23 protein-coding genes are annotated in these 25,009 nt (G+C 71.8%); 10 read left to right on the forward strand and 13 right to left on the reverse strand.

Translation table 11 applies throughout. The annotated features are described in order from the left end of the window. Positions 1-93 precede the first annotated feature (93 nt). Entirely contained in the window at positions 94-1,017 is a 924-nt protein-coding gene (locus tag IEZ03_RS03070; protein WP_132045694.1) for a carbohydrate kinase family protein, read from the forward strand. Positions 1,018-1,217: 200 nt separating this feature from the next. Here IEZ03_RS03070 and IEZ03_RS03075 read toward each other — a convergent pair whose 3' ends face one another. Together IEZ03_RS03075 and IEZ03_RS03080 are read right to left on the reverse strand one after the other, a co-directional pair. After that, entirely contained in the window at positions 1,218-2,243 is a 1,026-nt protein-coding gene (locus tag IEZ03_RS03075) for a LysR family transcriptional regulator (RefSeq protein ID WP_221480619.1), read from the reverse strand. A 418-nt stretch (positions 2,244-2,661) separates the two neighbouring features. Continuing rightward, complete coding sequence (locus IEZ03_RS03080) at positions 2,662-4,749, reverse strand: RecQ family ATP-dependent DNA helicase (protein ID WP_184882335.1); 2,088 nt, start codon at positions 4,747-4,749, stop codon at positions 2,662-2,664. A 150-nt stretch (positions 4,750-4,899) separates the two neighbouring features. Here IEZ03_RS03080 and IEZ03_RS03085 point away from each other — a divergent pair, with 150 nt between their 5' ends. The 3 genes from IEZ03_RS03085 to IEZ03_RS03095 are packed head-to-tail and all read left to right on the forward strand — an operon-like array spanning position 4,900 to position 7,789. Continuing rightward, positions 4,900-6,324 carry a threonine/serine exporter family protein gene (locus IEZ03_RS03085; protein WP_229807966.1) on the forward strand — a complete coding sequence of 475 codons (1,425 nt, stop codon included), beginning with the start codon at positions 4,900-4,902 and terminating at the stop codon, positions 6,322-6,324. A 50-nt stretch (positions 6,325-6,374) separates the two neighbouring features. Continuing rightward, positions 6,375-6,701, forward strand: coding sequence for a DUF8820 family protein (locus IEZ03_RS03090; RefSeq protein WP_184882333.1), 327 nt, complete (start codon positions 6,375-6,377; stop codon positions 6,699-6,701). Between the two features lie 11 nt (positions 6,702-6,712). Further along, positions 6,713-7,789, forward strand: a complete 1,077-nt coding sequence (locus IEZ03_RS03095; protein ID WP_184882331.1) for a DUF6745 domain-containing protein — start codon at positions 6,713-6,715, stop codon at positions 7,787-7,789. Positions 7,790-7,932: 143 nt separating this feature from the next. Here IEZ03_RS03095 and IEZ03_RS03100 read toward each other — a convergent pair whose 3' ends face one another. From IEZ03_RS03100 to IEZ03_RS03125, 6 genes are all read right to left on the reverse strand, one after another. Beyond that, a complete protein-coding gene (locus IEZ03_RS03100) occupies positions 7,933-8,319 on the reverse strand; it encodes an ATP-binding protein (RefSeq protein WP_184882329.1) in 387 nt (128 codons plus the stop codon). Between the two features lie 141 nt (positions 8,320-8,460). Next, positions 8,461-9,330: an STM4011 family radical SAM protein gene (locus tag IEZ03_RS03105; RefSeq protein WP_184882327.1), complete on the reverse strand. Its 870-nt coding sequence runs from the start codon at positions 9,328-9,330 to the stop codon at positions 8,461-8,463. Then, the gene (locus tag IEZ03_RS03110) at positions 9,330-10,613 is read right to left on the reverse strand and encodes an STM4012 family radical SAM protein (RefSeq protein ID WP_229807967.1); all 1,284 of its coding nucleotides are present in this window, start codon (positions 10,611-10,613) and stop codon (positions 9,330-9,332) included. The genes IEZ03_RS03105 and IEZ03_RS03110 overlap by 1 nt, the downstream gene beginning before the upstream one ends. Then, on the reverse strand, positions 10,610-11,401 hold the full coding sequence (locus IEZ03_RS03115; RefSeq protein WP_184890456.1) for an STM4013/SEN3800 family hydrolase: 792 nt from the start codon (positions 11,399-11,401) through the stop codon (positions 10,610-10,612). Before IEZ03_RS03115 ends, IEZ03_RS03110 begins: the two co-directional genes overlap by 4 nt. Then, positions 11,398-12,477 (reverse strand): STM4014 family protein, encoded by a 1,080-nt coding sequence (locus tag IEZ03_RS03120; RefSeq protein ID WP_184882325.1) that lies wholly within the window; start codon positions 12,475-12,477, stop codon positions 11,398-11,400. Before IEZ03_RS03120 ends, IEZ03_RS03115 begins: the two co-directional genes overlap by 4 nt. Continuing rightward, entirely contained in the window at positions 12,474-13,406 is a 933-nt protein-coding gene (locus IEZ03_RS03125; protein ID WP_184882323.1) for an STM4015 family protein, read from the reverse strand. Before IEZ03_RS03125 ends, IEZ03_RS03120 begins: the two co-directional genes overlap by 4 nt. Before the next feature lie 181 nt (positions 13,407-13,587). Here IEZ03_RS03125 and IEZ03_RS03130 point away from each other — a divergent pair, with 181 nt between their 5' ends. Further along, positions 13,588-14,157: a hypothetical protein gene (locus tag IEZ03_RS03130; RefSeq protein WP_221480618.1), complete on the forward strand. Its 570-nt coding sequence runs from the start codon at positions 13,588-13,590 to the stop codon at positions 14,155-14,157. 73 nt (positions 14,158-14,230) lie between these two features. Further along, positions 14,231-14,920 (forward strand): class I SAM-dependent methyltransferase, encoded by a 690-nt coding sequence (locus IEZ03_RS03135; protein ID WP_184882321.1) that lies wholly within the window; start codon positions 14,231-14,233, stop codon positions 14,918-14,920. Between the two features lie 18 nt (positions 14,921-14,938). Here IEZ03_RS03135 and IEZ03_RS03140 read toward each other — a convergent pair whose 3' ends face one another. The 5 genes from IEZ03_RS03140 to IEZ03_RS03160 form a co-directional block, all read right to left on the reverse strand. Further along, a complete protein-coding gene (locus IEZ03_RS03140; RefSeq protein WP_132045714.1) occupies positions 14,939-15,544 on the reverse strand; it encodes a response regulator transcription factor in 606 nt (201 codons plus the stop codon). Further along, the gene (locus IEZ03_RS03145; protein WP_184882319.1) at positions 15,541-16,683 is read right to left on the reverse strand and encodes a sensor histidine kinase; all 1,143 of its coding nucleotides are present in this window, start codon (positions 16,681-16,683) and stop codon (positions 15,541-15,543) included. The genes IEZ03_RS03140 and IEZ03_RS03145 overlap by 4 nt, the downstream gene beginning before the upstream one ends. A 41-nt stretch (positions 16,684-16,724) precedes the next feature. Next, a complete protein-coding gene (locus IEZ03_RS03150) occupies positions 16,725-17,369 on the reverse strand; it encodes an ATP-binding cassette domain-containing protein (RefSeq protein WP_184882317.1) in 645 nt (214 codons plus the stop codon). Positions 17,370-17,460: 91 nt separating this feature from the next. Then, positions 17,461-18,744 (reverse strand): alpha-amylase family glycosyl hydrolase, encoded by a 1,284-nt coding sequence (locus IEZ03_RS03155; RefSeq protein WP_184882315.1) that lies wholly within the window; start codon positions 18,742-18,744, stop codon positions 17,461-17,463. A 35-nt stretch (positions 18,745-18,779) separates the two neighbouring features. Beyond that, positions 18,780-19,943, reverse strand: a complete 1,164-nt coding sequence (locus IEZ03_RS03160) for a lactate 2-monooxygenase (RefSeq protein WP_184882314.1) — start codon at positions 19,941-19,943, stop codon at positions 18,780-18,782. Positions 19,944-20,090: 147 nt separating this feature from the next. Here IEZ03_RS03160 and IEZ03_RS03165 point away from each other — a divergent pair, with 147 nt between their 5' ends. The 4 genes from IEZ03_RS03165 to IEZ03_RS03180 all read left to right on the forward strand — a co-directional run bounded on the left by IEZ03_RS03165 (position 20,091) and on the right by IEZ03_RS03180 (position 25,006). Then, positions 20,091-22,574 carry a DNA gyrase/topoisomerase IV subunit A gene (locus IEZ03_RS03165; RefSeq protein ID WP_184882312.1) on the forward strand — a complete coding sequence of 828 codons (2,484 nt, stop codon included), beginning with the start codon at positions 20,091-20,093 and terminating at the stop codon, positions 22,572-22,574. A gap of 324 nt (positions 22,575-22,898) precedes the next feature. Continuing rightward, complete coding sequence (locus IEZ03_RS03170; protein ID WP_184882310.1) at positions 22,899-23,600, forward strand: matrixin family metalloprotease; 702 nt, start codon at positions 22,899-22,901, stop codon at positions 23,598-23,600. 12 nt (positions 23,601-23,612) lie between these two features. Beyond that, positions 23,613-24,347: a hypothetical protein gene (locus IEZ03_RS03175; protein WP_184882308.1), complete on the forward strand. Its 735-nt coding sequence runs from the start codon at positions 23,613-23,615 to the stop codon at positions 24,345-24,347. Positions 24,348-24,427: 80 nt separating this feature from the next. After that, positions 24,428-25,006: a G5 domain-containing protein gene (locus IEZ03_RS03180; protein ID WP_221480616.1), complete on the forward strand. Its 579-nt coding sequence runs from the start codon at positions 24,428-24,430 to the stop codon at positions 25,004-25,006. Positions 25,007-25,009 lie beyond the last annotated feature (3 nt).

A 25,009-nucleotide genomic window follows, 5' to 3' on the forward strand; every position in this document is an offset into this window, starting at 1 on the left:
TCGAGACCTAATCGGGGCCCCGAAGCTGTTACGGTCGTCCACACGCCCTGAATTGCCGCTCGCGCGGGCCGTGTTGATCGAGGTGATGACTCCATGACGCGCGTGGTCGTGGTCGGCGATCTGATGACAGACACCGTGGCGCGTGCCGCGTTCCCCTTGGCAAAGGGGAGCGACACGCCCGCCGCCGTGACGACCCACGGGGGCGGCTCGGGCGCCAACGTGGCGGCATGGCTCGCCGTGGAGGGGATCGACGTCGCCTTCGTCGGCCGCCGCGGATCGGATATCGCCGGACGTAACCGGGACATGGAACTGATGGGGTACGGCGTCGACGCCCGCCTCGTCATGGACGGGGAGCGCCCCACCGGAACCTGTGTGGTGATGGTCACCCACAAAGGCGACCGGACGATGCTCTCCGACCCCGGCGCCAACGGCGCCCTCCTCCCCGAGGACATCGAGCGCTGCAAGGACCTCTTCACGCAGGGCACCCACCTGCACCTCTCCGGCTACTCCCTGATCAACGAGGGCTCCCGGAAGGCCGCCATCCACACCCTGGACCTGGCTCGCAAAGCGCAGATGTCGGTCTCGGTGGACGGCGGCTCCTCCTCCCCCCTCAAGCGGATGGGCGCCGAGCCCTTCCTGGAGTGGACGCAGGGCGCCCGCCTCCTGGTCGTCAACGCCAAGGAGGCCGAGATCCTCACCGGCCGCGACAACCCCGAGCAGGCCGCCAAGGTGCTCACCGCCTGGTACCCGCAGGTCGTCATCAAGACCGGCGAGGACGGCGCGCTCTGGTACACCAACGGCCGCCCCGAGCCCGTCACCGTCGGCGCCGAACCCATCGACAAGATCGTCGATGGCACCGGCGCCGGTGACGCCTTCGTCGCGGGCTTCCTCCCGCCGTGGCTGGACGGAAAGCAGCCAGCCGACGCGCTGACCGCCGGCTGCCGGCTCAGCGCCCAGGCCATGAAGCACCTGGGCGCCCGTCCGACCCTCGACGTGGTCGACAACCAGATCAACTGACGCGCCCCCCAGCCCGAACCGCGGGCTGGGGATTAGGCCGATGGAGCCCCGTCCGGAACGCCGCATCCGCCGCTTCCTGCATCAACGGGGATCGCCGCGGCGGACCGCGGGCTCACCCTCCGGACATAGTTCGTGTCTCCGCCCGCACGGCGGCAGTCACGTCGTCAACTCCGTCGCCGGCCTCATCGACCTGGTCACGGTCAGGCGACGGGAGTGTAGGTGCGGACGTCTTCCTTCACGGCCGCCCAGAGGCGGTTCAGCGGGTGGCCGGCGTCGTAGCGTTCGAGGTCGGCGCGACGGACGAAGGCGCCGGTCATCAGCTCGGCCTTCGGCTCCAGGTCGTCGCGCAGCTTGATGGCGCGGAGCGGGACGGTGTCCGGGTCGTCCTGGGCGGCCATGCCGCGGCCGATCGAACCGGTGACGATCATGCAGCCGCGGACGAAGCCGGAGCGCAGCAGGGACAGGCCGTAGTGCACGTCGTCGATGTCGGCGACGACGGTGAGGCGCTCGCGGAAGTTCTGCCCGTACCAGGTGGCCAGCAGGTCGGCGACGAGGCCCGCGGGCGGCACCACGAGCGGGACGCCGGGGAGCCGGCTCGTCTCGACCGGCGCGTCCGGCAGCTCGGACACCGGCAGGTTGGTGAGCAGCAGCGCCTGCCCCCGGGCGTACTCGACGACCTCGTACTCCCGGAAGCGCTGATCCCCCTCCGGCGTGCTGACGATGCTGCCGCAGATGAGGTCGACCTGACGGGTCTCCAGCCGCGACCAGAGGTCCTTCGTGCGGACGTGGGCGACCTTGAACTCGACCTCGCGCTGCCGGAACTCCTCCGACACGCGGTTCCAGGCCCGCGAGACGATCGGGAGCGTGAACTCGGTCGTGCCGACGGTGAGCATCCTGCCGAGGCGGCGCCGGCTCCAGTGAATGGACTCCAGCCATTTCCCGAACGTCGTCCGCGCCAGTTCGACAGTGGTCTCGCCGGTCGGGGTGAACAGGAAATCCTTGCCGCGCCCCTGCCTGACGGTCAGGACCTCGCCGCAGAGCGTCTGGCTGTTGCGGTTGAGCGTGTCCAGCTGCTTCTGGACGCTGGACTGCTCGCGGCCGAGGACGCGGGCGGCCCGCAGCGCGGACCCCGTCTCGTGCACGACCAGGAGCGTCCGCAACTGGTCGAACGTCATGTCCAGCAGCCCGGACGGGCATTCGAGGAGCGCGTCGTAGGTCGGTGACACGGGCAGCGACATTACTACCTGTTCCCTTGACCCCGCCGAAATGGCCGATTGGCCAGCTGGGCGGGAAATGATGACATTTCCCGCTGAACTTATCTCAAGATGTTCTTGCAATCAACTGGACAGGGTTTTCTAACCTCTAGAACACTTTCCCTGGGCATGCCACTCCCCGCCGCCGTCATCCGTCCCATCCAGGACGGCGGCGCTCCCGGGCGCGCCCCGGCGGTGCCGGCCGCCGGGGCCGCCGCCCCGGCGCCCACGACTCCCGTTCGCCGCGGCCCTTCTCCGCCGCGGCGCCGGGGCCGGACGCCGGTCCGTGCGCGGGGCCGCGCGCACGGCCCGGCCCGATCGTCCCGCCCGCGCCCACGGGGGCGCGCGGGCGGCGATGACCACCCGGGCCCGGCTCTGGCGTCGGCTTGGGTCAGTTTGGGGTGGCGAGGGTTAGGGGGAGGATTTGGGCGGCGCCGGATTCCTTCAGTAGGTGGGTGGCTACGGTCATCGTCCAGCCGGTTTCTATGCGGTCGTCCACCAGGAGGATGGGGCCCGGTGTGGCCGCTAGGGCCTCGGACAGGTCGGTGGGGACGGCCAGGGAGTGCCAGACGGAGCGGAGGCGCTGGGCGCTGTTGTGGCGGCGCGGGATCGGGTCGCCGAGCGGGGTCAGGCCGCCCAGGTAGGGCAGGCGGCCGATCTCGGCGATCCGGTGGCCGAACGTGCCGACCAGGCGCGGGCGGGAGCGGGAACCGATGGTGACGACGCCGGTCGGGCGGGCTGGCCAGTCCCAGGCGGCGAGCACCTTGACGACGGCGTTCACCAGGTCGTCGGGGACGTCGGTGTCGCCGCCGGCGAACAGGTCGCGGAGGCGGTTGCCCCAGCCGATGTCGGTGAGGCGTCCCAGAGCGCGGCCCGTCTCGGCTTGGAGTTTGATGCGGCCGGAGACGCCCAGGTCGTCCTTGACGCCGGTCGGCCACATGCGGCGGGGCGGCACGTCCACGCCGGGGCGGTGGAGGCGGTCGCGGGCCTGGGTGGCGCCCTCTGGGGTGACGTCGGCCGGCCAGTGGCGGCCCGTGCAGTTGTCGCAGCGGCCGCAGGGGGCGGCGGCGGGGTCGTCCAACTGGCGGCGGAGGTACTCCTCCCGGCAGGTTGAGGTCGAGATGTAGTCGAGCATGGCCTGCTGCTCGCGGCGGCGCGCGGCGGTGACCCGCTCGTAGCGTTCGCGGTCGTAGGCCCAAGGCTCACCCGTGGACGTCCAGCCGCCCTTCACGCGGCGGACCGCGCCGTCCACGTCGAGGACCTTGAGCATCATCTCGAGGCGGGCCCGGTTGAGGTCGACCTGCGGTTCGAGGGCGCCGGTGGACAGCGGGCGCCCGGCTGCCTCCAGGACGCTGAGGGTGTCGCGGACGACGGGTTCGGGCGGGAACGCGAGGCTGGCGAAGTAGGCCCAGATGTCGCGGTCCTCCCGGCCGGGGAGGAGGATGACCTCGGCGCGGTCGACGCCGCGGCCGGCGCGCCCGATCTGCTGGTAGTAGGCGACCGGGGACTGCGGGGCGCCCACGTGGACGATGAACCCGAGGTCGGGCTTGTCGTAGCCCATGCCGAGTGCGCTGGTGGCGATGAGGGCCTTGAGCTTGTTCTCCTGCAGGTCCTGCTCGGCCTGGAGCCGCTCGGCCTGCTCGGTCTGGCCGGAGTAGGCGGCCACCTCGTAGCCGCGGTCGCGCAGGTAGCCGGTGATCTCGTGGGCGGCGGCGACGGTGAGCGTGTAGATGATCCCCGAGCCCGGGAGGTCGGCGAGGTGCTCGCCGAGCCAGGCGATGCGCTGCTCCGCGGTGGGCAGGGCGACGACGGCGAGGTGGAGCGAGTCGCGTTCGAGCGCTCCGCGCAGGACGAGGGCGTCGTCGCCGGCGAGCTGCTCGGCGACGTCCTGGGTGACGCGGGCGTTGGCGGTCGCGGTGGTGGCGAGCACCGGGATGCCGGGCGGCAGCTCGGCCAGCAGGGTGCGCAGCCGGCGGTAGTCGGGCCGGAAGTCGTGCCCCCAGTCGGAGATGCAGTGCGCCTCGTCGACGACGACCAGCCCGGCCCCGGCGGCGAGCTTCGGCAGGACGAGGTCGCGGAAGTCGGGGTTGTTGAGCCGCTCGGGGCTGACGAGCAGGACGTCGACCTCCCCTGCCTCGACCTCGGCGAAGACCTGCTCCCAGTCGCCCGTGTTGGACGAGTTGATCGTGCGGGCGTTGATCCCGGCGCGGACCGCGGCCTCGATCTGGTTGCGCATCAGCGCCAGCAGCGGCGAGACGATCACCGTGGGGCCCGCGCCGCGCTCGCGGAGCAGCCGGGTGGCCACGAAGTACACGGCGGACTTGCCCCAGCCCGTGCGCTGGACGACCAGGGCCCGGCGCCGCTCGACGACGAGGGCGCTGATCGCCGTCCACTGGTCGTCGCGAAGCCGCGCGTGCTCGCCCGCGAGGGCGCGCAGGCAGCGTTCGGCCTCGTCCCGGAGTCCGTCTGGAGTGCTCATGCGTCCTTGGTACCAGCGGCCCGGAAGAGGTCGCACCAGAATCACGCTCTGTGGAAAACGCGGGCGGGGGTGCCCGGGACTCCGGGCGCCGGGCCGGGGGTAGCCTGCCAATCAAGATCGGTTCTCACTGCGGAAGGACGTCTCGGGGGAATGGGCGCGGCGGATCGCGTGCTGGGGCCGTACGCTGCGGAGCGTCTGCGGGGGTCGCCCGCGGCGCAGCGGCTGCGGCGGACGTGGCAGGTCCTGATGGACACGAGCCCGCCGGAGCCGCCCGAGGAGGAGCCCGGCGAGGTCGTCGATCCGCGGGCGATCGACCTCGTGCTGCGCGTGGGCGAACTCCTCCTGGCCAGCGGCGAGACCACCGAGCGTGTGAACGAGGCCATGCTCAGCCTGGCGGTCGCCTACGAGCTGCCCCGCTGCGAGGTCCAGGTCACACTGACCAGCATTCTGGTCTCGGCCCACCCCGGGAAGGGCGCGCCGCCGATGACCGGGACGCGGGCCATCCGGCGCCGGACCCCCGCCTACTGGCGGCTCACCGCGCTGCACAAGCTCGTCCAGGACGCGTCCATCGGCATGCTGGAGCTGGACGACGCGCACCGGAGGCTCGCGGAGATCAAACGGGGCCGGGCCCCGTACCCGGCCTGGCTGCTGGTCGTGTCGCTGGGTCTCGTCAGCGCGTCGGGCAGTGTGCTGGCCGGCGGCGGGCTGCTCGTGGCGACCACCGCGTTCGGCGCCACGCTGGTGGGCGAGCGCACCGGCGCCATCCTGGCGCGGCGCGGCATCGCGGAGTTCTTCCAGCTGGCGGTCGCCGCCGCGATCGGCGCGGGAGCCGCGGCGCTGGTGGTGAGCGTGGGCAGTCCGGGCCAGGCCGCCGCGATCGTCACCGGCGCGATCCTGGCGCTGCTGCCTGGGCGGCCCCTGGTCGCCAGCATCCAGGACGGCATCACGGGCGACCTGGTCAGCGCCGGGGCACGGGTGCTGGAGGTCTTCTTCATCATCGCGGCCCTCGTCGCGGGGCTGGGCGCGGTCGTGTACCTGGCGGTGAGCCTCGGTGCGCCGATCGACGTCAGCCATCTGCCGACCGCGCACGCGCAATTGCGGCCGGTCGCGGTCATCGCGGCCGCCTCGATCTCGCTGACGTTCGCCGTATCCCTCGCCGCGCCGCGCGAGGTGCTGGTCGCCGCGGCCCTTGGCGGCGCCCTGATCTGGGTGGTGTACGTCCTGGCGCGCGGATGGCAGCTTCCCCCCGTCCTGGCCGCGGCCCTGGCCGCCACCATCGTCGGGGTGCTCGCCAACTGGCTCGCCCGCAGGCAGGGGCAGCCGGTGATGCCGCTCGTCGTGCCGGCCATCGGCCCCCTCCTGCCCGGGACGTCGCTGTACCGGGGAATGGTCGAGCTCAACACCGGCTCGCCGGACACGGGCGTGCTCAGCCTCATCGGCGCGGTGTCGGTGGCCCTCGCGCTGGGCGCCGGCGTCAACCTCGGCGGCGAACTCGTCCGGGCCTTCCAGCATGTCGGGCTGAGCGCGTCCGGGCGCTGGGCACGGCCCGCGGCCCGCCGCACCCGCGGCTTCTAGCGGCCGGTTCCGTCGCCGGTTCTGTCGGTGGCGGACGTTACGTTCGCCGCATGTACCGACAGGGAGACATCCTGATTCTGCCCGTGCCGGAGGACGCGGTCCCGCACGCCGTGCGCGGTCTGCCGCCGGCCCCGCGGGACGGCCGCGGCCGCATGGTCCTCGCGCTCGGCGAGGCGACGGGCCACGCGCACGCGCTGGCCGCGCCCGGCTCGCTGCTGCGCTCCCCCGATCCGCTCGCGCCGGACCACCTGCACCTGCCGTCCGGCGGGCGGCTGGTCCACGAGGAGCACGCGGCGATCTCGCTGCCCAAGGGCTGGTACCGGGTGGTCCGCCAGCGCGAGTACATCCCCGGCGCGGTCCGCGTCGTGGCCGACTGAGGAGGGTCCGGATGCGCACCGCGGCAGCGCGGGAATCCCATTTCGTGGTCGCCGACTGGCAGTCGGCGGCGTTCGGCACCGGCCCCGCCGACCGCGGCCGGGCCGAGGCCGGTGTCGCCGCCGCCTACGCGGCCGCCGGCCTGCAACCTCCCGAGCGGTACGTGTGGATGCCCTCTCCCGCGCGCGGCGCCGTCGCGGCGGCGCTCCTGGCGCGGCGCGGGGACGCCGGGGCCTCGGTCCGGAACGAGGTCCGGACGCGCCCGTGGGAGGCCGAGCGCACCGCGGCCTGCTCCGAACAGGGGCCGGAGCAGTGGTCGCGGGTGTGGGCCGAGACGGGCGGTCTCCTGTGGGACCAGGTGCAGTCGCTCGTCACGCGGGTGCGCGGCGCCATCGGCGACCTCGCGGTGGACGAGGCCGAGCGGGCCGAGCCCTCCGCGCGGGCGCAGGCGGCCACGTCGGTGCTGCGGGGCGCCACGCTCGACGCGGTCCTGGGCCAGCACGACGCGCCGTGGCTGGCGTTCTTCGAGGCGCTCGGGCGGCTGGACGGCCCGCTCGCCGGTCTCGCGGAGGTGGCGCGTTCCGCCGGCTGGTGGTGGCCGTACGAGCGGCTCGTGATCCTCTCGGAGCGGCCCAGTGAGCTGTACCGGGACGAGCCCGGCCGGCTGCACCGCGGCGACGGCCCCGCCCTCGCCTACCCCGACGGGTTCGCGTTGCACGCCTGGCGCGGCATGCCGATCCCCCCCGATTTCGTGGACACGCTGACCGGGCTGACGGCCGACCGCATCCTGGCGGAGGAGAACGCCGAGCTGCGCCGGGTGATGCTGGAGATCTTCGGCTACGACCGCTATCTGGCGGATACCGGTGCGCGCCCCCTGCACCGGGACGAGACCGGCGTCCTCTGGTCGATCGACCTGCCCGGCGACGAGCCCGTCGTCATGGTCGAGGTGGTCAACTCGACACCCGAACCGGACGGCACGTACCGCACCTATTACCTGCGCGTCCCGCCGACCACCCGCACAGCGCGCGCAGGCGTCGCCTGGACGTTCGGTATGGACGAGGCCGACTACCACCCCGAGAAACAGACCTGACCGCAGCGGCGGCGGCGGGCGACGGCCCGCGGACGGCCGGGCGGGCGCCCCTTGACCGCACTTCCTAGTCAAGGGACGCCCGCCTCGCTCCCCCGCGTCCATGACCGCCGCCGCACAGTGTCTTCCGTGGCGTGGACGGCCGTTCAGGGGGTTACGGTCTGGGCCCAGGTGACCTTCCCTTCGGCCGTGGCCCGCCAGCCCCAGGCACGCGCCAGGGCGCCGACGAGCATCAGGCCGCGGCCCCCTTCGGCCTGGAGGTCAAGTGCGGGCACGGCCGGGCCGTGGGGGTTGTCGTCCCATACCTCGACCATGGCGGTCTTGTCGTCCGGCAGGTAGAGGACGAGCGTGACCGTGTTCGCGTGGCGGATCGCGTTGGTGACGAGTTCGCTGGTGATGAGCTCCAGGTCTCCGTGGACGTCCTGGCGGTCCCAGCCCTCCAGGGCAGCGCGCACGGTGTCGCGGGCAGCGCGGACGGCCGCTTCGACCGGCTCGAGCGCGAGCACGAAGTGGGGGCGCTGTCGATGGTCCACGAAACCGCCTAAGTTCACCGGCTAGATGCAAGCATGCGCCCTTTGAGACGGTCGCGCACGAGATCTGGACTCACCGCCGTTTCCGGCCCCGCCGCGGGCACCCACCGAATCCCGCGGGGCCGCCCGCGGGGACCTGCTTCGTCACGGACGGTCGAGCAGCGCGGGGATGCGTTCGAGGACGCCGCCCGCGAACGTGTCGTAGAGGCCCAGTGACACAAGGTGGACATAGCCGATGTGGCAATCGCACTTGCCGAGGGGGCACGGGCGGGGCATGAGCGCGTCCCTGAACGAGCCGTCGTAGAGGTTGCCCAGGACGGCCGGGACGAAATGGCAGCGGCGCACCGTGCCGGCACCGTCCACGGACACGACGGTCTCGCCGGTGCGGCAGGCGAGGCCGCGGCTGGGGTGCGGGTTCCGGCTCACCGGGAACAGGGGGTCGATGTCCGTCCAGGAGGCGGCTTCCGCATCGTCGTAGACGTGTCCTTCGGCGGCGTTGACCCACAGGTACGTCCCGGTGGGGAGGTCGTCGCGCAGGCGCCGGGCCGCGTCGAGGTGGTCGGGCTTCCCGACGATCCCGACGCTGTACCGCACTCCGCGCTCCGCCAGCTCACGGCACTTGCCCAAGAACCGGTCGTAGGGGACCTCACCGGGGTGGTAGGTCGCCCACAGGGCCAGTCGGTTGAGGTCGGCATCGGACGTCCATGACACGCGGTGACTCAGGTTGGTCTGGATCGCCACCCGTTCGACGTGGGGCACGTGGCTGAGTTCGGTGAGGGCGCGCCTGTACCAGGAGCGGACGAGCCCCTCGCCCCACGGTGTGAACAGGACGGAGATGGGGTGGTCTTGGCAGGAGACCCATTCCGTGAAGCGTTCCAAGGCAGCCCGGTCCGCGCGCAGCTGGTCTGGTGTGTCGCGGCGCTTCGCGAAGGGGCAATAGGGGCAGGCGTAGTCGCAGCTGGCGAGCGGCCCACGGTAGAGGATCGTCAGGTGGTCCTTCGCTTGGTGGTCCATCAGCGCGCCTCGTAGGCGGCCATCAGTTCCTGGACGCGAGACGAGAACAGCGCGGGGCCGACGACGTCGGAGTGGGCGAGCCCCTCCGGAGTCAGCCGTAGAGCGTTCTCGGTCGTCTCCAGCCAGCCACGGTCGTCGAACGACTTGAGGTCGGCGGGGAAGTCGTCCAATGGGTTGGTACCGAAGCGCGCGCGGTAGGCGCTCCGGTCAAGGCCGGCTGCCTGCAGTAGGGATTGGACGAGGTGTCGCCGACGCCTTTCATCGTCGTCCAGTTCGAGGCCCACTCTGGCGGTGGTGAAGTCGTCCTCACGCACATACGCGTCGATGATGGAGCGCACCTGCCCCGCGCCGACCGCGTATTCGAAGGAGTAGTGCAGGGCGGACGTGTAGGAACGGGCCCCGCACCCCAGGCCGACCATGCCGTCGGTCTGGCAGCAGTACTCGGTGCCGTTGGCCGTGTCGCCGGGCAGGCGGAACATGCGCATCGACACCTGCTCGTAGCCCTCGGCCAGGAGATGGTCACGGCCGATCCGGTAGAGGGTGAGGCGCTGGTCGTCCCAGTCTTGGGCTCGGCGCCCCAGCCCGGTGAGCGGACGGACGTAGAGGGGATAGAGGTAGATCTCCTCTGGCTGCCACGTAAGGGCGGCGTTCAGGGAGTGCATCCACGTCGCGGGGGTCTGGCCGTCGATGCCGTAGATGAGGTCGATGTTGAGAGTCGGGAAGCCCACCGCACGGATACGGTCCAGCGCAGCCTCCACCTCGGCGCGTTTCTGCGGGCGGACGGCCGCGCGTGCCTCCTCGTCAAGGAAGCTCTGCACGCCGATCGAGATCCGCGTCGTCCCGCGTTCGGCGAGGACCGTCAGCCGGTCGGTGGTGGCCGTCGCCGGTGATGTCTCCACGCCCAGGGGGATCGATCCGAAGCCCGGGAACCGTCCGGCCACGTCGCAGAGCCGCTCCAGCTCGGACGCGGTGAAGTAGGTCGGGGTGCCGCCGCCGAACGCCGACGTGGCGAACGAGGCGTCGTCGCCCAGCGCGTCCAGTACGGCCGTGGCCTGCCGGTCGAGCGTCTCCAGGTAGGCACCGGTCAACTCTTCGGGGGCGCCGGTGCGCGTGAACAGGTTGCAGAAGCCGCACCGCATCTCGCAGAACGGGACATGGAGGTAGAGGAAGAGCGTGTCGAGCGGCTCGCCCGCCCACACGTCCCGTAGCGGGGGCTGCGGGCTCAGCGGCCGGTAGGCGGTCTTGTGCGGATAGGCGTACACGTAACCCTGGTAAGGCGTCACGACAGAATGAACTCCCCGTACGGAACGGTCCAGACGACCTCGTGGCCGATGCGGTGCCCGGTGTGGCCGTCCTCTCCGTACGCCGTGCCGTGGTCGGAGCAGACGATGACGAAGCAGGGGCGGCGCATCAGGGCGAACAACCGGCCGATGTGGGCGTCGACATGGCGCAGGGCGGCGGCATGGCTGGCGCGTGTGTCCCCCGCCGAGGACGTGGCGCCCTCCAGATAGAACCAGTTGGGCTGGTGCAGGGACGCGACATTCAGCAGCAGGAACTGGCGCCGGCCGCTGGGCTGCCGGTCCATGATCTCGGCGACGCGGTCGATCTGGTTGGGCAGCGCCTCCGGATCGGTCACGCCGAACTCGCGTTCCCAGTGGCTCTCGGCGAACAGCGACGGAAGCGCTGATCCGAGCGGTGTCAGCTTGTTGAAGAAGCCGACGCCGCCCACGCAGACCGTGTGGTAGCCGGCGGCGGCGAGCCCGGAGGGCAGGTCGGCGGCGTCGAACGTCCAGGTGCCGGGAGCGGTCGTCTCGCTGCCGGGGAACGCCCCCGCGAAGAGCCGTGGGTGCGGCCCAGGAGACGCCGGAGTCGGCATGAACCCGGCCAGCATCGCGGTGTGCGCGGCATAGGTGAAGCTCCCCGGCGTATGGCGGCGCTCCCACTTGCCCCCTGGCAGAAGCCCAGTGAGAGTGGGCGTCTCACCGGCCGCGGCCAGTTCGGCGGCCACGTCATAACGGAGGGTGTCGAGCGTCACCAGCAGCAGGTCATGGCTGCCGATGACCTCGTTCATGTCGTGCACGCGCCGCTCCCGGCGAGGACCGCCCTGACCTGGGCAGTGTAGGTGTCGACGCCTTCGGCGGAGCCGCCGGGCAGGCCGGTGGCGCCGGGCAGCAGGTCACCGAACGCGTTCACCTCGCCGACCTCGAACCGCCGCAGGCCGGTGCCGACGAGCAGGTCGACGCCGATCATCGCGCTCCCCGGGAAGCAGGCGGCTGCCCGCGCGCACACGTCCAGGGCCCGTTCCCAGCCGTCGCTCCCAAGGGCGCGCTGCACCGCCCCCAGGTCTCCCCTGGCGCCGCCCAGATGCAGGTTCGTCATGGGATGACGGCTCGTCCGGACGACGGCGTGCGTGGGTTCGCCGCCGATGACGACGACGCGCAGGTCGAACGCCCGGCCGCCGACCACGGCCTTGGGCAGCCACCGCTCCACGTGCAGGCCGTCCGGCGCCAGCGCGTCGATGAGGGCGGCGACCTCCGCCTCCGTCGTGTACGTGCGGACGCGCAGCGAGTTGCGCAGGCCGTCCGGCGTCCAGGCCGCCGACGTGGCGGCCCGCACCCGGCCTGGCGCGGTCTGCAGCGCGACGACCCCCGACGCGGACGAGCCGTGCGCCGGCTTGACGAACACGCGCCGTTCCCGCGCCTCCTCCATCCGCGCACGCAGGGCGGCGTAGCCGTCCACCTCCGCAAGCGCGGGCGGGACGGGGACGCCGGCCGCCCGCAACCGCGCGTGCGAGAGCCGCTTGTCGAACATGACCGCGATCTCCTCGACGTCGCCCACGACACGCGCGCCGGAGGCGGAGGCGGCCTCCGCCAACCGCCGCAGCGCCGCCGTGAACGTCCGGTGCCACCGGGCGCCGCCGCCCACGCGGGCCGGGTGCCCGGGACCGCGCAGGAGCGCGTCGGCCGCCGGGTCGGCACCCGGCGAGTCGATCCGGAGCAGCTCCCCCGGCCGCAGGACGACCCCGGCTCCGCGCAGCACGTCCGCCCAGCCGATGAGCCGCGGCTCGGCCAGCCCCGCCGACCGGCACGCCGCCGCGAAGAGCCCGGCGCGCCGGTCGCCCGGCACGCCGGCCACCGCGAACGTCACTCGGTCACCGAGGCGTAGAACCAGTCGCCGTCCGGCTCCTCCTGCTCGGTCAGGTCGACCTCGACCCCGGGGAGCGCCCCCTTGACGCGCTCCACCATCGCGTCGGACAGGAAATGGTGGTGCAGGTCGAGTGCGCGCAGGTGGGTGAGCGGCTGGCCGGACAGCAGCGCCTCGGCGCCCCGGTCGGTGAGCGTCCCCATCGCCAGGCTCAGCGTCTCCAGCCGCGCCACCACCGGCGCGCCCGCGACCGCCGCCGCGATCTCGTCCTGGATCCCGGAGTCCTCCAGGCCGAGGTGGCGCAGCGCGGGCAGGCGGTCCCCGGACAGGATCGGCGCGAGGTCGGCGGCCGTCGCGTCGCCGCCGTAGTCCTCCACCCCGAGCCACAGGTCGAGGTGCTCCAGGTTCGGCAGCTCGCTGGCCGCCACCGCCTGGACCACCGTCGCCGGGAGCCCGCCCGACTCGAACCGCAGCACCTTCAGCGTCTCGCTCTTGATCGGTTCGAGCACCAGTCCCTGCGCGCCGCGGATCTCGAACCGCTCCAGGTCGGGGAACGCGGTGAACAGCGGCGAGATGTCGGAGTACTCGATCCAGGAGATCTCCGACTCCTCCCCGGTGATGTCGCCGACGAACAGGGCCCGCAGCTTCGGGAAGGACGCGGCGGCCTCCGACAGCAGCGCGGCCGGATCGGCGGCGTCGTCGTCGTAGGAGGCGCCGAAGTAGCCGATGATCAGCGCCGTGATCTCGGTCGTGTCGACCGCCTGCCGGAACCGCGCGAAGGTCTCGCCGAACGGCTCGCTGTCGAAGGACGTCCCGACGTACCAGGCGGCCTCACCCGCGGACGCTGGGAGTTCGTCGTCCGCCGCCGTCTCGTCGCTGAACCTGGCCACCGGCAGTCCGGCGTATTCCTCTAGGTGCTGGTAAACGCCCATGGGTTCCCTTCGTGAGCCTGTAGGGACAGAGTCCTATCAGGAAAGAACGACAGAACTCGGGCGAACCCCGATCATCGCCGACGGGTGAAACCAGGCGAGCCGGACCTCTAGAGTGAATCGAACGTGGGGCCCTCTTCGCGGAGGGCCCCTTGCCCTGCCTGCACGACCAGAGGTCCCGAGCATGAACGACCACGAGGTGCACGAGGAGTGCATGCGACTCCTCCGGGACGGCATGCCCGTCCCCGCTCCCGCCGCCTTCGACGAGGGACGGGAGTTCCTTCCGCTGGGACTCGACATGGACGGCGACGTCGCCGTTGTAACGTTCCTACATCAGTGGGACGGTTCGGCGCCCGCGTTCATCGAGGGCTGGACGTTCCACCGCCGCGACGGCGAGTGGCGGGAGCTGGGCGGCGCCGGCGGCTCCGCCCCCGACGAGCCGCTCGCCCGCCGCTCGTCCGGCGAGATGGGCCGCCACCTGGTGAAGTACGGGTCGGGCCGGACGGTCCGCAACTCCAACCGGCTGCTGCCGTGGGGCGCCAAGTGGGTCAACGAGGCGCGGCTGCGGGCGTCGGCGGAGGTCACCCGGATCCGGGTCGGCAAGCGGCTGCTGGACGTCCCCGAGCACGGGCACGTCCCCGTCGTGTGGGGAGCCCGCAGGGGTCCGGTCGTCGAGGCCCTGGCCGCGGACGGTTCGGTCCTGGACGCCATGGACCTCGACCGCCCGGCCGTACCGGCGCGCACGCTGAGCTGACACCCGGCCGGGCATCGGCGGGCCGGGGGCACGGCGGAGCTTTTCGGGACGGCCGGCGGGGCAGACTCAGTCCATGGCCCTAACGCCCGACTACGACGACGACCCGGAGCGCTTCCGCCTCGCCAGCAGGGTCACCCGCCAGTACCTGATCGGGGCGCGGAGCCTGCACGACCACGTCGCGTCGAAGCTGCTGGACGCGGGCGCGTCCCGCGTGCTGGACGTGGGCTGCGGCGAGGGCGCCCTCAGCGCCGCGTTCTCCGGCACGCCGCCGTTCCCGCTGGTGGGCCTGGACGCGTCCGCCGTGCTCCTGGGCGCCCATCCCGGACCGTGCGTGCAGGCCGACGCGCGGCGCCTGCCGTTCCGGGACGGGGCGTTCGACGCGGTCGTCGCCGTGAACGTGCTCCACCACCTGGACGACCCCGCGCTCGCGCTCCGCGAGGCGCACCGCGTCCTGGCCCCGGGCGGCATCCTGCTCGCCTCGGCGATCTCCAGGGCCGACAGCCCGGAACTCGCGCCCGCGTGGAGTCCCGACCCCACGCCGTTCGACGCCGAGGACGCCCCCGACCGCGTCTGCGAGGTCTTCGCGGAGGCGGAGGTCGAGCGCTGGGACGCGCCGCTGATGACGCTCCCCGACCGCGACGCGATCCGCGACTACCTGGTCGCCCGGCACATGTCCCGCGTGGAGGCCGCCGAGTCGGCGGGCCACCTCCGCACGCCCCTCCCCGTGACGAAACGCGGCTGCCTCGTCCTGGCCCGCCGCTAAGCCGGCCCGTCCGCGCCGCTACAGCCAGCCGCGTTCGCGGGCGGTGCGGGCGGCGGCGTGCCGGTTGTCGGCGCCCAGTTTGGTGACGGCGGCGGACAGGTAGTTGCGGACGGTCCCCTCGGACAGGCCCAGGCCGCGGGCGATGCGGGAGACCGGCGCGCCGTCGGCGGCGGCGCGGAGCGTGTCGAGCTCGCGCGGGGTGAGCGGGCACTCCTCGGCGGCGAGGGCGTCGGCGGCGAGCTGCGGGTCGATGTACCGGGTGCCCGCGGCGACCTGCCGGATGACCTCGGCGAGCCGGGCGCCGGGCGCGTCCTTGCCGAGGAAGCCGCGGACGCCGGCGGCCATCGCGCGGCGCAGGTTGCCGGGGCGGCCGTGCGCGGTCACGATCACCAGGCGGCAGCCGGGCAGGTCGCGGGAGAGGCGCTCGGCGGCGGCCAGGCCGTCGAGGCCGGGCATGTCGATGTCGAGGACGGCCACGTCCGGCTTGAGGGCGAGCGCCCGGTCGACGGCCTCGTCTCCCCGGCCGACGTCGGCGACGACCTCGATGCCGTCCTCGGTCTCCAGCAGCAGGACGAGCGCCTCCCTGATCAGCAGGTGGTCGTCGGCCAGCAGCACGCGGATCATGCCTCCCCCTCCGCCGGGACGGGCACCATCGGGACGGTGGCCGTCACCCGGAACGTCCCGTCGCCTCCCGGGCCGGCGCTGAACGCGCCGCCCGCGGCGGTGATCCGCTCGGCGAGCCCGGCGAGGCCGCTGCCCGCGTCCCCGGAGATGCGGCGGGCGGCGCCGTCGTTGACGATCTCCACGCGGACGTCGCCCGCGTCCGCCGCGACGGTGATCTCGCACCAGGTGGCGCTGGAGTGCCGCAGCACGTTCGTGGCGGCCTCGCGGGCGACCCGGCCGAGCGGCTCGTGGACGTGGGCGGGCAGCGACGGCGGCACAACGGGGCGCTCGCAGCGCATCCCGGCGGCGCGCAGCACGGCCGACATGCCGTCCAGCTCGGTGCCGAGGTTCGTGGCCCGGTAGCCGCGGACGACCTCGCGCACGTCCCGGACGGCGTCCCGCGCCATCGCCTGGATCTCGGTCAGCTCCTTGCGGACGCGCCCGTCGTCGCGTTCCAGGAACCGCTCGGCGACCTCGGCGCGCAGCGCGACCGCCTGGAGGCTGTGGCCGAGGACGTCGTGCAGGTCGCGGGCGAACCGGAGCCGCTCCTCGCCCACCGCCGACCGGGCCAGCTCGGCGCGGGCCTCCCGGAGCTCCTGGACGACGTGGAACAGCCACACCGTGACGTAGCCGGAGAAGGCGGCAAGCGGGATGCCCGTCACCTCGTACAGGACGGTCAGCGCGGGCAGCCCGAGGAGCACGGCGTAGACGGGGGTCAGGGCCGTGGCCGCGGCCGTCGCCGCGATCGCCTCGCGCACCGGCAGGACGACGGCGATCAGCCCGGCCGGGACGAGCAGCGCGTTGCCCCAGCCCTGGCCGGTGCCGAGCAGCGGCGGCATCGCCCAGCAGATCAGCGCGATCGCGGCGAGCCCGAACCGGTGCCCCGGCGCGGTCCGCCGCATCAGGTTCAGCCACAGGAGCCGCGCGTAGAGGGCCAGCACGGCGCCGACGCCGGTCAGCGCCAGGAGCAGGTACCCCGCGTCCCGCCGGTCGAAGACCTCGTACCAGAGCGCGGGCAGCAGGAGCCCGGACAGCGTCAGCGCCGTCATCCCCACGAGGATCGCGGCGATGACGGTGGGGCGCGGGATGCTGGGCTGCACGCGCCCAGCGTATTCGGCTGTCAAGGGACGGTTCGCGGCCGTCAGGCGGCGCGGAGCCGGGCGGCGTCGCGGCCGCTGACCAGGTGTCCCTCGTCCAGGACGCCCACTCGGTCGGCCTTGCACGCCTCCCGCGGGTCGCGGGTCGTGAGCACGACGCTGACCCCGTGCGCGGCCAGCATGAGCAGGACGGACCACACCTCGCGGGCGGCCGTCTCGTCGAGCCCGGCGGTGGGCTCGTCCAGGAAGAGCACGTCGGACCGGCCGACGAGGGCCAGCGCCAGGTCGAGCATGCGCCGCCGGCCCGCGGTGAGCCGCTCGAACGGGGTGTCGGCGACGTCGGTGAGGCGGGCCAGCCGCAACGCCTCGTCGCGGGTGAGGGGGTCGAGCGTCCAGCGCCGCCACGCGTCGACGATCTCGGCGACGGTCAGGCCGGGGAACAGGCCGCCGTCGCGCCAGACGGCCGCGGCGCGCGCGGTCTCCCGGTCGGTGTAGGGGTCGGCGCCGCGCAGCCGGACCCATCCGCCGGTCGGGCGGCGGAGCCCGGCGAGGATCTCCAGCAGGGTCGTCTTGCCCGAGCCGTACCGGCCCAGCAGCGCGTAGACCTCGCCTTCGGCCACGGTGAACGAGACGTTCCGGACGGCCGCGTTCAGGTCCAGGTCGCGTACCTCGATCACGGGTGCCTTCATGACATCCATGCTGGCCGCGCGGGGCGCCGGCGTGCAGTCACAGCCATCAGGAAACGGCCGTGAGGATCGCAGGGGCGGCCCATGACGGATGTCATGGTTCGGCGACGGCCCACCCGGCCGGGGGGACGGTGACGCCCGCTTCGGAGAAGTCGGCTCTGCCGGCCACGCACGTCCAGCCGGCGTCGGGCAGGTCCACCTTGGCGGGCTCGTCGTCGAGGTTCAGGACGACCGCGAGCCGCTGACCGCCGTGCCCCACCGTGTAGGAGAGCGCCGTGTTGGTCAAGGTGTCCACCGTGGTGCGGGCGTGGACGAGCCACGGATGGCGCCGCCTGAGCCCGATCAACTCTTGGTGGAGGCTGTGGTGGGTCTGCCCATGCCCAGGGGTCTCGTCGGGATGTGCCGGGAAGGTGGGGCGGATGGCGTCGTCCCCACCCTCCCGCTCTTCCTTGACGCCCTCGAATGCGAACTCGTCCCCGGCGTAGATGGATGGGACGCCGCCGATCGTCAGCAGAATGACGAGCGCGTGCGCCAGTTGGCGTTCGTCGTCCAGGCGGCTGGCTATGCGGGTCACGTCGTGGTTGCCGAGGAACGTCTGCGGGACGAACGTGCCGAGCATTTCGTCATGGCGGCCCAGCGCGTGGGCCAGTTCGAAGAAGTTGCGGTCGTTCAGAGAGCTCCAGATGGCCTTCCAAAGCTCGTACTGGGTGACGGAGTCGAACCCGGTCTGTTCGACCAGGCTCGCGTAGTCGCCGTGGATGACCTCGCCCACGAACCATGCCTCGGGGAAGAGCGCGCGGACACGGTCGATGACCGTCCGCCAGAACTCCGGCGGGACGGCGTAAGCGGCGTCGAGGCGCCAGCCGTCTATGCCGCGCTCCAGCCAGTGGGTCATGACGTCGGTGACGTAGGCGGCGACCTCGGGTTCGGTGTGGTTCAGCGTGACGAGACGGTCATGCCCCTCGAAGGTGCGGAGGTCTGCGTGGAACCACTTCCGGTACGGGGACTCGTCCCCCTTGGCGGCCACGTCGGCGAAGGGCGGGAAGCTCCGTCCGACATGGTTGAAGACACCGTCGAGCAGGACGCGAACGCCCTTCTGCGACGCCTCGTCGACGAGGCGTCGCAGGTCCTCCTCCCCGCCGAGCCGGGGATCGACGCGGTAGTGGTCGACGGTGTCGTAGCCATGGGTCTCGGACGCGAACACCGGCCCGAGCGCCAGCCCGTTGCAGCCGAGCTCCACCAGATGGTCGAGCCAGCCGTGCAGCCGCCCGAGCCGAGGTTCCGGCGGGGCCTCGTCCGGTACGCCTTCACCCGGCACGGCTCCGACGAAGCCGAGGGGATAGGCATGCCACCAGATGACGTGATCGGGCCAGCGCATGCGCACTCCCCTACCCCGAAAGCGGGCGGCTACGGTCACGCGCGCACGAGAGTCTCCAGGGACAACTCACTCGGGCGGGTGATTCCGGCGAGGACCATGGTCAGTTCCAGTTCGGCCTGGAGGCAGCGCAGAACGTGCTGGACGCCCGCCTGACCGCCCAGCGCCAGCCCATACGCGTACGGACGCGCGACCATCACGGCCTTGGCGCCGAGTGCCAGCGCCTTGGCGACGTCCGCGCCCGTGCGGATACCGCTGTCGAAGAGCACGGTCGCCTGGTCGCGGACGGCGTCGACGATGGTGGCCAACGCGTCCAGGGACGCGACCGCACCGTCCACCTGGCGTCCGCCATGGTTGGAGACGATGACGCCGTCCATCCCGGCGTCCACGGCCTGGCGCGCGTCATCGGGGTGCTGGATGCCCTTGAGCGCGATCGGGCCGTCCCAGTGGTCCCGCAGGAAGATGAGGTCGTCCCAGGTGAGGCTGGGGTTGCCGAAGTTCGCGACCCAGTGCAGGAGCGCCATGTCGCGGTTGGCGTCGGTGACGGGCCCGCCGATCGCCTTCTGGAACACGGGGTCACTGAAGTAGTTGGCGACCCCGATGCCGCGCAGGAACGGCAGGTACGCCTGGTCCAGGTCACGGGGCCGCCAGGCCAGTGTGAACGTGTCCAGAGTGACGACGAGGGCCGTGTACCCCGCCGCCTTGGCCCGCTCCAGGAAACTGACGGCGAGCTCCCTGTCCTTCGGCCAGTACAGCTGGTACCAGCGGGGCCCTTCGCCGTTGGCCTCCGCGACGTCCTCGATGGAGTAGGAGGACGCCGTGCTCAGCACCATCGGCACCCCCTCGGCCGCCGCCGCCCGCGCGACGGCCAGCTCACCGTCCGGGTGCAGGATCGACTGGACGCCGACGGGCGCGAGCAGGACCGGGGACGGCATCGCGGTCCCGAGCACCTCCACCGACAGGTCGCGCTCGGCCACGTCCCTCAGCATCCGCGGCACGATCCGCCACCGGTCGAACGCCTCCCGGTTGGCCCGCGCGGTCGCGCCGGTGCCCGCCGAGCCCGCGACGTACCCGAACGCCTGCGCCGACAGCGACCGCTCGGCGAGCCCCTCCAGCCTCGTCAGGTCGGTCGGCAGCGCGGGGCGCACGTCGCCGAGGCCCTGCAGATAGATCGAGTTCTGGAAGTCGGCCAGCGAGCTCACGGGAACCTCCGCCTTTCGCAACGAAACCGTCGGCCCTCAATCTGCCAGGTCCGCGGAGGTGACGGAACGACATCGATCGGCCGTACCGGGCGGCTCGCCGGGTGGGGCGGGCACAACTTGTCCCAGGGACCGGCCACAATGTGGGGCATGGCACGACGCGGATCCCAATCCCCTCCCCCGCCGGACTTCGAAGAGAACATCGTCGACGTCGATGTCTCCGAGGAGATGCGCGGCAGTTTCCTTGAGTACGCCTACTCGGTGATCTACCAGCGGGCGCTTCCGGACGCCCGGGACGGCCTGAAGCCCGTCCAGCGCCGGATCCTGTACTCGATGAACGAGATGGGGCTCCGCCCCGACCGCGGGCACGTCAAGTGCGCCCGCGTCGTCGGCGAGGTCATGGGCAAGCTGCACCCGCACGGCGACAGCGCCATCTACGACGCGATGGTCCGGATGGCGCAGTCGTGGGCGATGCGGATGCCGCTGGTCGACGGGCACGGCAACTTCGGCTCGCTCGGCGGCGACGACCTGCCCGCCGCCATGCGCTACACCGAGGCCCGGCTGTCCCGCGAGGCGATGCTCATGGTCGCCTCCATCGACGAGGACACGGTCGACTTCCGGCCCAACTACGACGGGCAGGAGACCGAGCCGGAGGTCCTGCCGGCGGCGTTCCCGAACCTGCTGGTCAACGGGGCGTCCGGCATCGCGGTCGGGATGGCCACGAACATGGCGCCGCACAACCTCGGCGAGGTCATCGCCGCGGCCCGGCACCTGATCGACCACCCGGACGCCACGCTGGACGACCTGATGCGCCACGTCCCCGGCCCCGACCTGCCCACCGGCGGGAAGATCGTCGGGCTGGAGGGCATCCGCGACGCCTACGAGCGCGGCCGGGGCACGTTCCGCACCCGCGCCACCACGACGATCGAGAACGTCACGCCGCGCCGCAAGGGCATCGTCGTCAGCGAGCTGCCCTACGCCGTCGGGCCGGAGCGCGTCAAAGCCAAGATCAAGGAACTGGTCAACGCCAAGAAGATCCAGGGCATCTCCGACCTGAAGGACCTCACCGACCGCAACGTCGGCCTCCGCCTGGTCATCGAGATCAAGAACGGCTTCAACCCCGAGGCCGTCCTGGCCGACCTCTACCGGCTCACCCCGATGGAGGAGACGTTCGGCATCAACAACGTCGCCCTCGTCGACGGCCAGCCCCGCACCCTCGGCCTCCGCGACATGCTGCAGGTCTACGTCGACCACCGCATCAACGTCGTGCGCCGCCGCTCGATGCACCGCCGCAAGAAGCGCGAGGACCGCCTGCACCTCGTGGACGGCCTGCTGGTCGCCCTGCTCAACATCGACGAGGTCATCCAGGTCATCCGGCAGAGCGACGACGCCGCCCAGGCCAAGCAGCGGCTCATGCAGATCTTCGAGCTGTCGGAGATCCAGTCGCAGTACATCCTGGACACCCCGCTGCGCCGCCTCACCCGCTTCGACCGCCTGGAGCTGGAGAAGGAGAAGGAGCAGCTCGCCAAGGAGATCGCCCGGCTGACCGCGATCCTCGAATCGGAGAAGAAGCTCCGCGGCGTCGTCTCCAAGGAGCTCGGCGAGGTCGCCAAGGAGTTCTCCACGCCGCGCCGGACGATCCTGCTCGAATCCTCCGGCCAGACCGCCGCGAACGCCGTCCCCCTGGAGGTGGCGGACGACCCCTGCACGGTGCTGCTGTCGTCCACCGGCCTCATGGCCCGCACCCACGACGCGTCCCCGCTGCCGGACAGCGGCCCCCGCGCGAACCACGACGTCCTGGTCTCCGTCGTCCCCGCCACGGCCCGCGGCCAGGTCGGCGCGGTGACGTCCCTGGGCCGGATGATCCGCATCGACGTCCTCGACCTCCCGACCCTCCCGGCGTCGGCGACGCCGCCGTCCCTCGCGGGCGGAGCGCCGGTGGCCGAGTACGTCGACCTGGAACCGGACGAAACGGTCGTCGGCATAGGCGCCGTCTCCGAGGTTGGCGGCGGCCTCGCACTGGGCACCGCCCATGGCGTGGTGAAACGGGTCGTCCCCGACTTCCCCGCCAACCGCGACGAGTTCGAAGTGATCACCCTCAAGGACGACGACCGCGTCGTCGGAGCGGTACAGCTCCTCTCCGAGGACCAGCACCTCGTCTTCATCAGCACCGACGCGCAGCTCCTGCACTTCGCCGCCTCGCTCGTCCGCCCGCAGGGCCGCGCCGCCGGCGGCATGGCGGGGATCAAGCTGGGTGCGGGGGCCCGCGTCCTGTGGTTCGGCGCCCTCGACCCCGCCCGCGAGGCCCGCGTCATCACGATCTCCGGTTCGTCGTCCGCCCTGCCCGGCACCCAGACCGGCGCGATCAAGCTGGCCGACTTCGCCGACTTCCCGGCCAAGGGCCGCGCGACCGGCGGCGTCCGCTCGCACCGCTTCCTCAAGGGTGAGGACGTCCTCCTCCAGGCGTGGGCGGCCCCGACCCCGCTCCGCGCCACGGCCGCCAACGGCAAACCGGTCATGCTCAACGTGACGATGGGCCGCCGGGACGGCTCCGGCGAGAAACTCGACAAGCCCATGGCCGCCATCAGCGGCCCCATCGGCGAACCCCCGGAAGAAGACACAACCGAAGAATGACCAAAGGTCCCGGCTCGCCCACGCGACCGGGACCTTCACTCTTTTCCCTGCGAACACAGCCTCGGGCTGCTGGGCGCTCATCCGGTTTCCGGACCGCGCATTTCTGCCTGCAATCGCGGCAGCGGACACCCGCGCGAACACACCCGTCACCCTTTCGCCGGTGACGGCCCTGGTGACAGACGTGACGTTCCACGGACGCGGGTATGATCCTCCGGTTTACCCACGGCCATGATCGACCGCAGGTGGCCTAACGGCTTGATCACGGGCAACTGAAGGAATCTACTTGACGGAGGTGATAAGTCCGCAACGGCAAGGAGCCCATCCATGGGAACCCCCCGAACCAAAGCGGCCGTTCGAGCGCGCGGTCAATCGATCCGCCCCACCAGGAAGAATGTCCTCTCAAAGGCGGGCGCGGCACTTTCCGCAATTGCGGCCGCCGTGACGCTTCAAGCGCTCGCCCCGGCCGCGCACGCCGACAACTGGGGATCCACCGTGTGTGGAGGCGACCCGCGCAACTGCGTGAGCCTGGCGAACAACAGCGTGCACTCCGTCTATCTCGACGGCAGCTTCGGCAACGTCGCCACCTACGACATTCCTGAACTGGACGACGCAGTACGGTGGTCCTTGGCCAACGTCTACACGCCGACGGACATGAGCGCCTACGTGGACCAGGCCGACCCCTACCCCGACGTGCGGATGGCGGATTACGACTGGGGGGAATTGAATGGGGTCGTCGCCTGGGTGCAATGCCCGGCGACCCATACCGGCGCCGGCGGAAACCGCGCGGCCGGCACCGGATGGTGCCGCGGCCAGCACCTGCGCTTCAATGCCTACTATTACTGGTACTGGACCGATGTCTACGACACCGCCACCCAGCGTCGCCAGATCGCCTGCCACGAAACCGGTCACACCGTGGGGCTGCGGCACCGTTCCACGCTGGATTCATGCATGCACACCTTCGCGGGTGAAGGCGCCGCGGCCACGCTCGATGCCCATGACCAGGGCCACATCAATGGCCACTACTGAACGGCTGAGGTGATGAAGAAGATGGTTTCATTCCGAGCCATGCCCGTGGCCATGTTGATAACGGTCACCTCTGTGACCGCCGCCTGCGGCAACGGTGGCGGCGAAGTCACCGCCGCACCACAGAACGAGACCGCGCGCCCTGGCGCCACAGCGGGACTCGACACCCATCACCCAGAGAACGCCGCCTTCTTCGAGCGGTTCCGGATGCCGAACGCACTGCTGGTCGGGCCGCCCGAGAACCTGGCGGCCGGCGCGGACGCGGCCACCGCCGTGATCGTCGCGGAGGTCGCCGACGTGCGCCGGACCCGCGTCGTCGGACCGCCCGAGGCCAGGGTGCCGATGACGGGTGTCGTGCTGCGGCCGGTCGAGACCCTGCATGGCAAGCTCCGGCCAGAGCTCAAGGACGTGGTCGTGGAATTCCCCGGTGAAGCGACCGTGGACTCCCCGGACTCGATCGCAGCGCTGCGCGCCTCGCTGCCCCAGGGTAAGGCGGTGTGGTTCTTGCGCTGGCAGGGGACGCCGCCCCCCACCTCCAAACCCGGCGCCGGGCCGATCCCCCAGGAGTCCAGGAAGTTCTATGGCGTCGTCTCCCTGGATGGAGGCATGTTCGTACAGGGACCCGAGAACGTGGTGAGCCCCATCGCGGCGGACAGCGGCGAGACGGCCGGCCCCCCGACCATGCGCAAGGCGGGTGAGCGGTTCGACAAGCTCAGCGAACTCGCCAAAAGAGTCCGCGCGCTGGATTGACCCGACTCACCGCCACGTATTTTCCACGATTGACCTGTCCGGGATGACAGCCAGATGATTATCCCTACTTAGGGGGAATCATGGGACGTATCATTCCGGTCATTGCGGCGATCAGTGCATTACTCGCAATCGGGGGCTGCACTGAGCCGGCCGAGCCACCTGCGACGGGCTCGAATGCCGCGGCGGGCGCGACCCCCTCCACGGCGAGCGAGCGCGCGACAACGAGTGCGGCGCCCACGCCCAGCCAGTCCGTCGAGCAGCGCACCGTCACGACGACGCGCAAGATCCCGTACAAGACGACAAGAGTGGAAGACGCAACCCTTGCCAAGGGCCGCACCAAGGTGAAAAGGCGCGGAGTCACCGGCGTCAAGACCCTTACCTATGAGGTGACGTACACGAACGGCAAGGCGACGGACAGGAAACTGCTGCGCGAGGTCGTCACAAGGAAACCTCGCGCCCGGATCATCGCGGTCGGTACCAAGCAGGCCCGGCAATGCGACCCGAACTACAGCGGTGCGTGCGTGCCGATCGCCAGTGATGTCGACTGTGCGGGAGGCAGCGGCAACGGCCCCGCCTACGTGCAAGGGCCCGTCCGCGTGGTCGGCTCCGACATCTACGACCTGGACAGAGACGGCGACGGCATCGCCTGCGACTCCTGACCG

This window comes from Actinomadura livida (assembly GCF_014648675.1).
In the GTDB taxonomy this organism is placed as follows: Bacteria; Actinomycetota; Actinomycetes; order Streptosporangiales; family Streptosporangiaceae; genus Spirillospora; species Spirillospora livida.

What these genes read in the sequence shown, in the direction of transcription:
- IEZ03_RS03070 (WP_132045694.1), top strand. Translation starts at nt 94, where the DNA reads ATGACGCGCGTGGTCGTGGTCGGCGATCTGATGACAGACACCGTGGCG.
- IEZ03_RS03080 (WP_184882335.1), bottom strand. Translation starts at nt 4,749, where the DNA reads ATGAGCACTCCAGACGGACTCCGGGACGAGGCCGAACGCTGCCTGCGC.
- IEZ03_RS03085 (WP_229807966.1), top strand. Translation starts at nt 4,900, where the DNA reads ATGGGCGCGGCGGATCGCGTGCTGGGGCCGTACGCTGCGGAGCGTCTG.
- IEZ03_RS03090 (WP_184882333.1), top strand. Translation starts at nt 6,375, where the DNA reads ATGTACCGACAGGGAGACATCCTGATTCTGCCCGTGCCGGAGGACGCG.
- IEZ03_RS03095 (WP_184882331.1), top strand. Translation starts at nt 6,713, where the DNA reads ATGCGCACCGCGGCAGCGCGGGAATCCCATTTCGTGGTCGCCGACTGG.
- IEZ03_RS03105 (WP_184882327.1), bottom strand. Translation starts at nt 9,330, where the DNA reads ATGGACCACCAAGCGAAGGACCACCTGACGATCCTCTACCGTGGGCCG.
- IEZ03_RS03115 (WP_184890456.1), bottom strand. Translation starts at nt 11,401, where the DNA reads ATGAACGAGGTCATCGGCAGCCATGACCTGCTGCTGGTGACGCTCGAC.
- IEZ03_RS03125 (WP_184882323.1), bottom strand. Translation starts at nt 13,406, where the DNA reads ATGGGCGTTTACCAGCACCTAGAGGAATACGCCGGACTGCCGGTGGCC.
- IEZ03_RS03130 (WP_221480618.1), top strand. Translation starts at nt 13,588, where the DNA reads ATGAACGACCACGAGGTGCACGAGGAGTGCATGCGACTCCTCCGGGAC.
- IEZ03_RS03135 (WP_184882321.1), top strand. Translation starts at nt 14,231, where the DNA reads ATGGCCCTAACGCCCGACTACGACGACGACCCGGAGCGCTTCCGCCTC.
- IEZ03_RS03140 (WP_132045714.1), bottom strand. Translation starts at nt 15,544, where the DNA reads ATGATCCGCGTGCTGCTGGCCGACGACCACCTGCTGATCAGGGAGGCG.
- IEZ03_RS03150 (WP_184882317.1), bottom strand. Translation starts at nt 17,369, where the DNA reads ATGAAGGCACCCGTGATCGAGGTACGCGACCTGGACCTGAACGCGGCC.
- IEZ03_RS03155 (WP_184882315.1), bottom strand. Translation starts at nt 18,744, where the DNA reads ATGCGCTGGCCCGATCACGTCATCTGGTGGCATGCCTATCCCCTCGGC.
- IEZ03_RS03165 (WP_184882312.1), top strand. Translation starts at nt 20,091, where the DNA reads ATGGCACGACGCGGATCCCAATCCCCTCCCCCGCCGGACTTCGAAGAG.
- IEZ03_RS03170 (WP_184882310.1), top strand. Translation starts at nt 22,899, where the DNA reads ATGGGAACCCCCCGAACCAAAGCGGCCGTTCGAGCGCGCGGTCAATCG.
- IEZ03_RS03175 (WP_184882308.1), top strand. Translation starts at nt 23,613, where the DNA reads ATGAAGAAGATGGTTTCATTCCGAGCCATGCCCGTGGCCATGTTGATA.
- IEZ03_RS03180 (WP_221480616.1), top strand. Translation starts at nt 24,428, where the DNA reads ATGGGACGTATCATTCCGGTCATTGCGGCGATCAGTGCATTACTCGCA.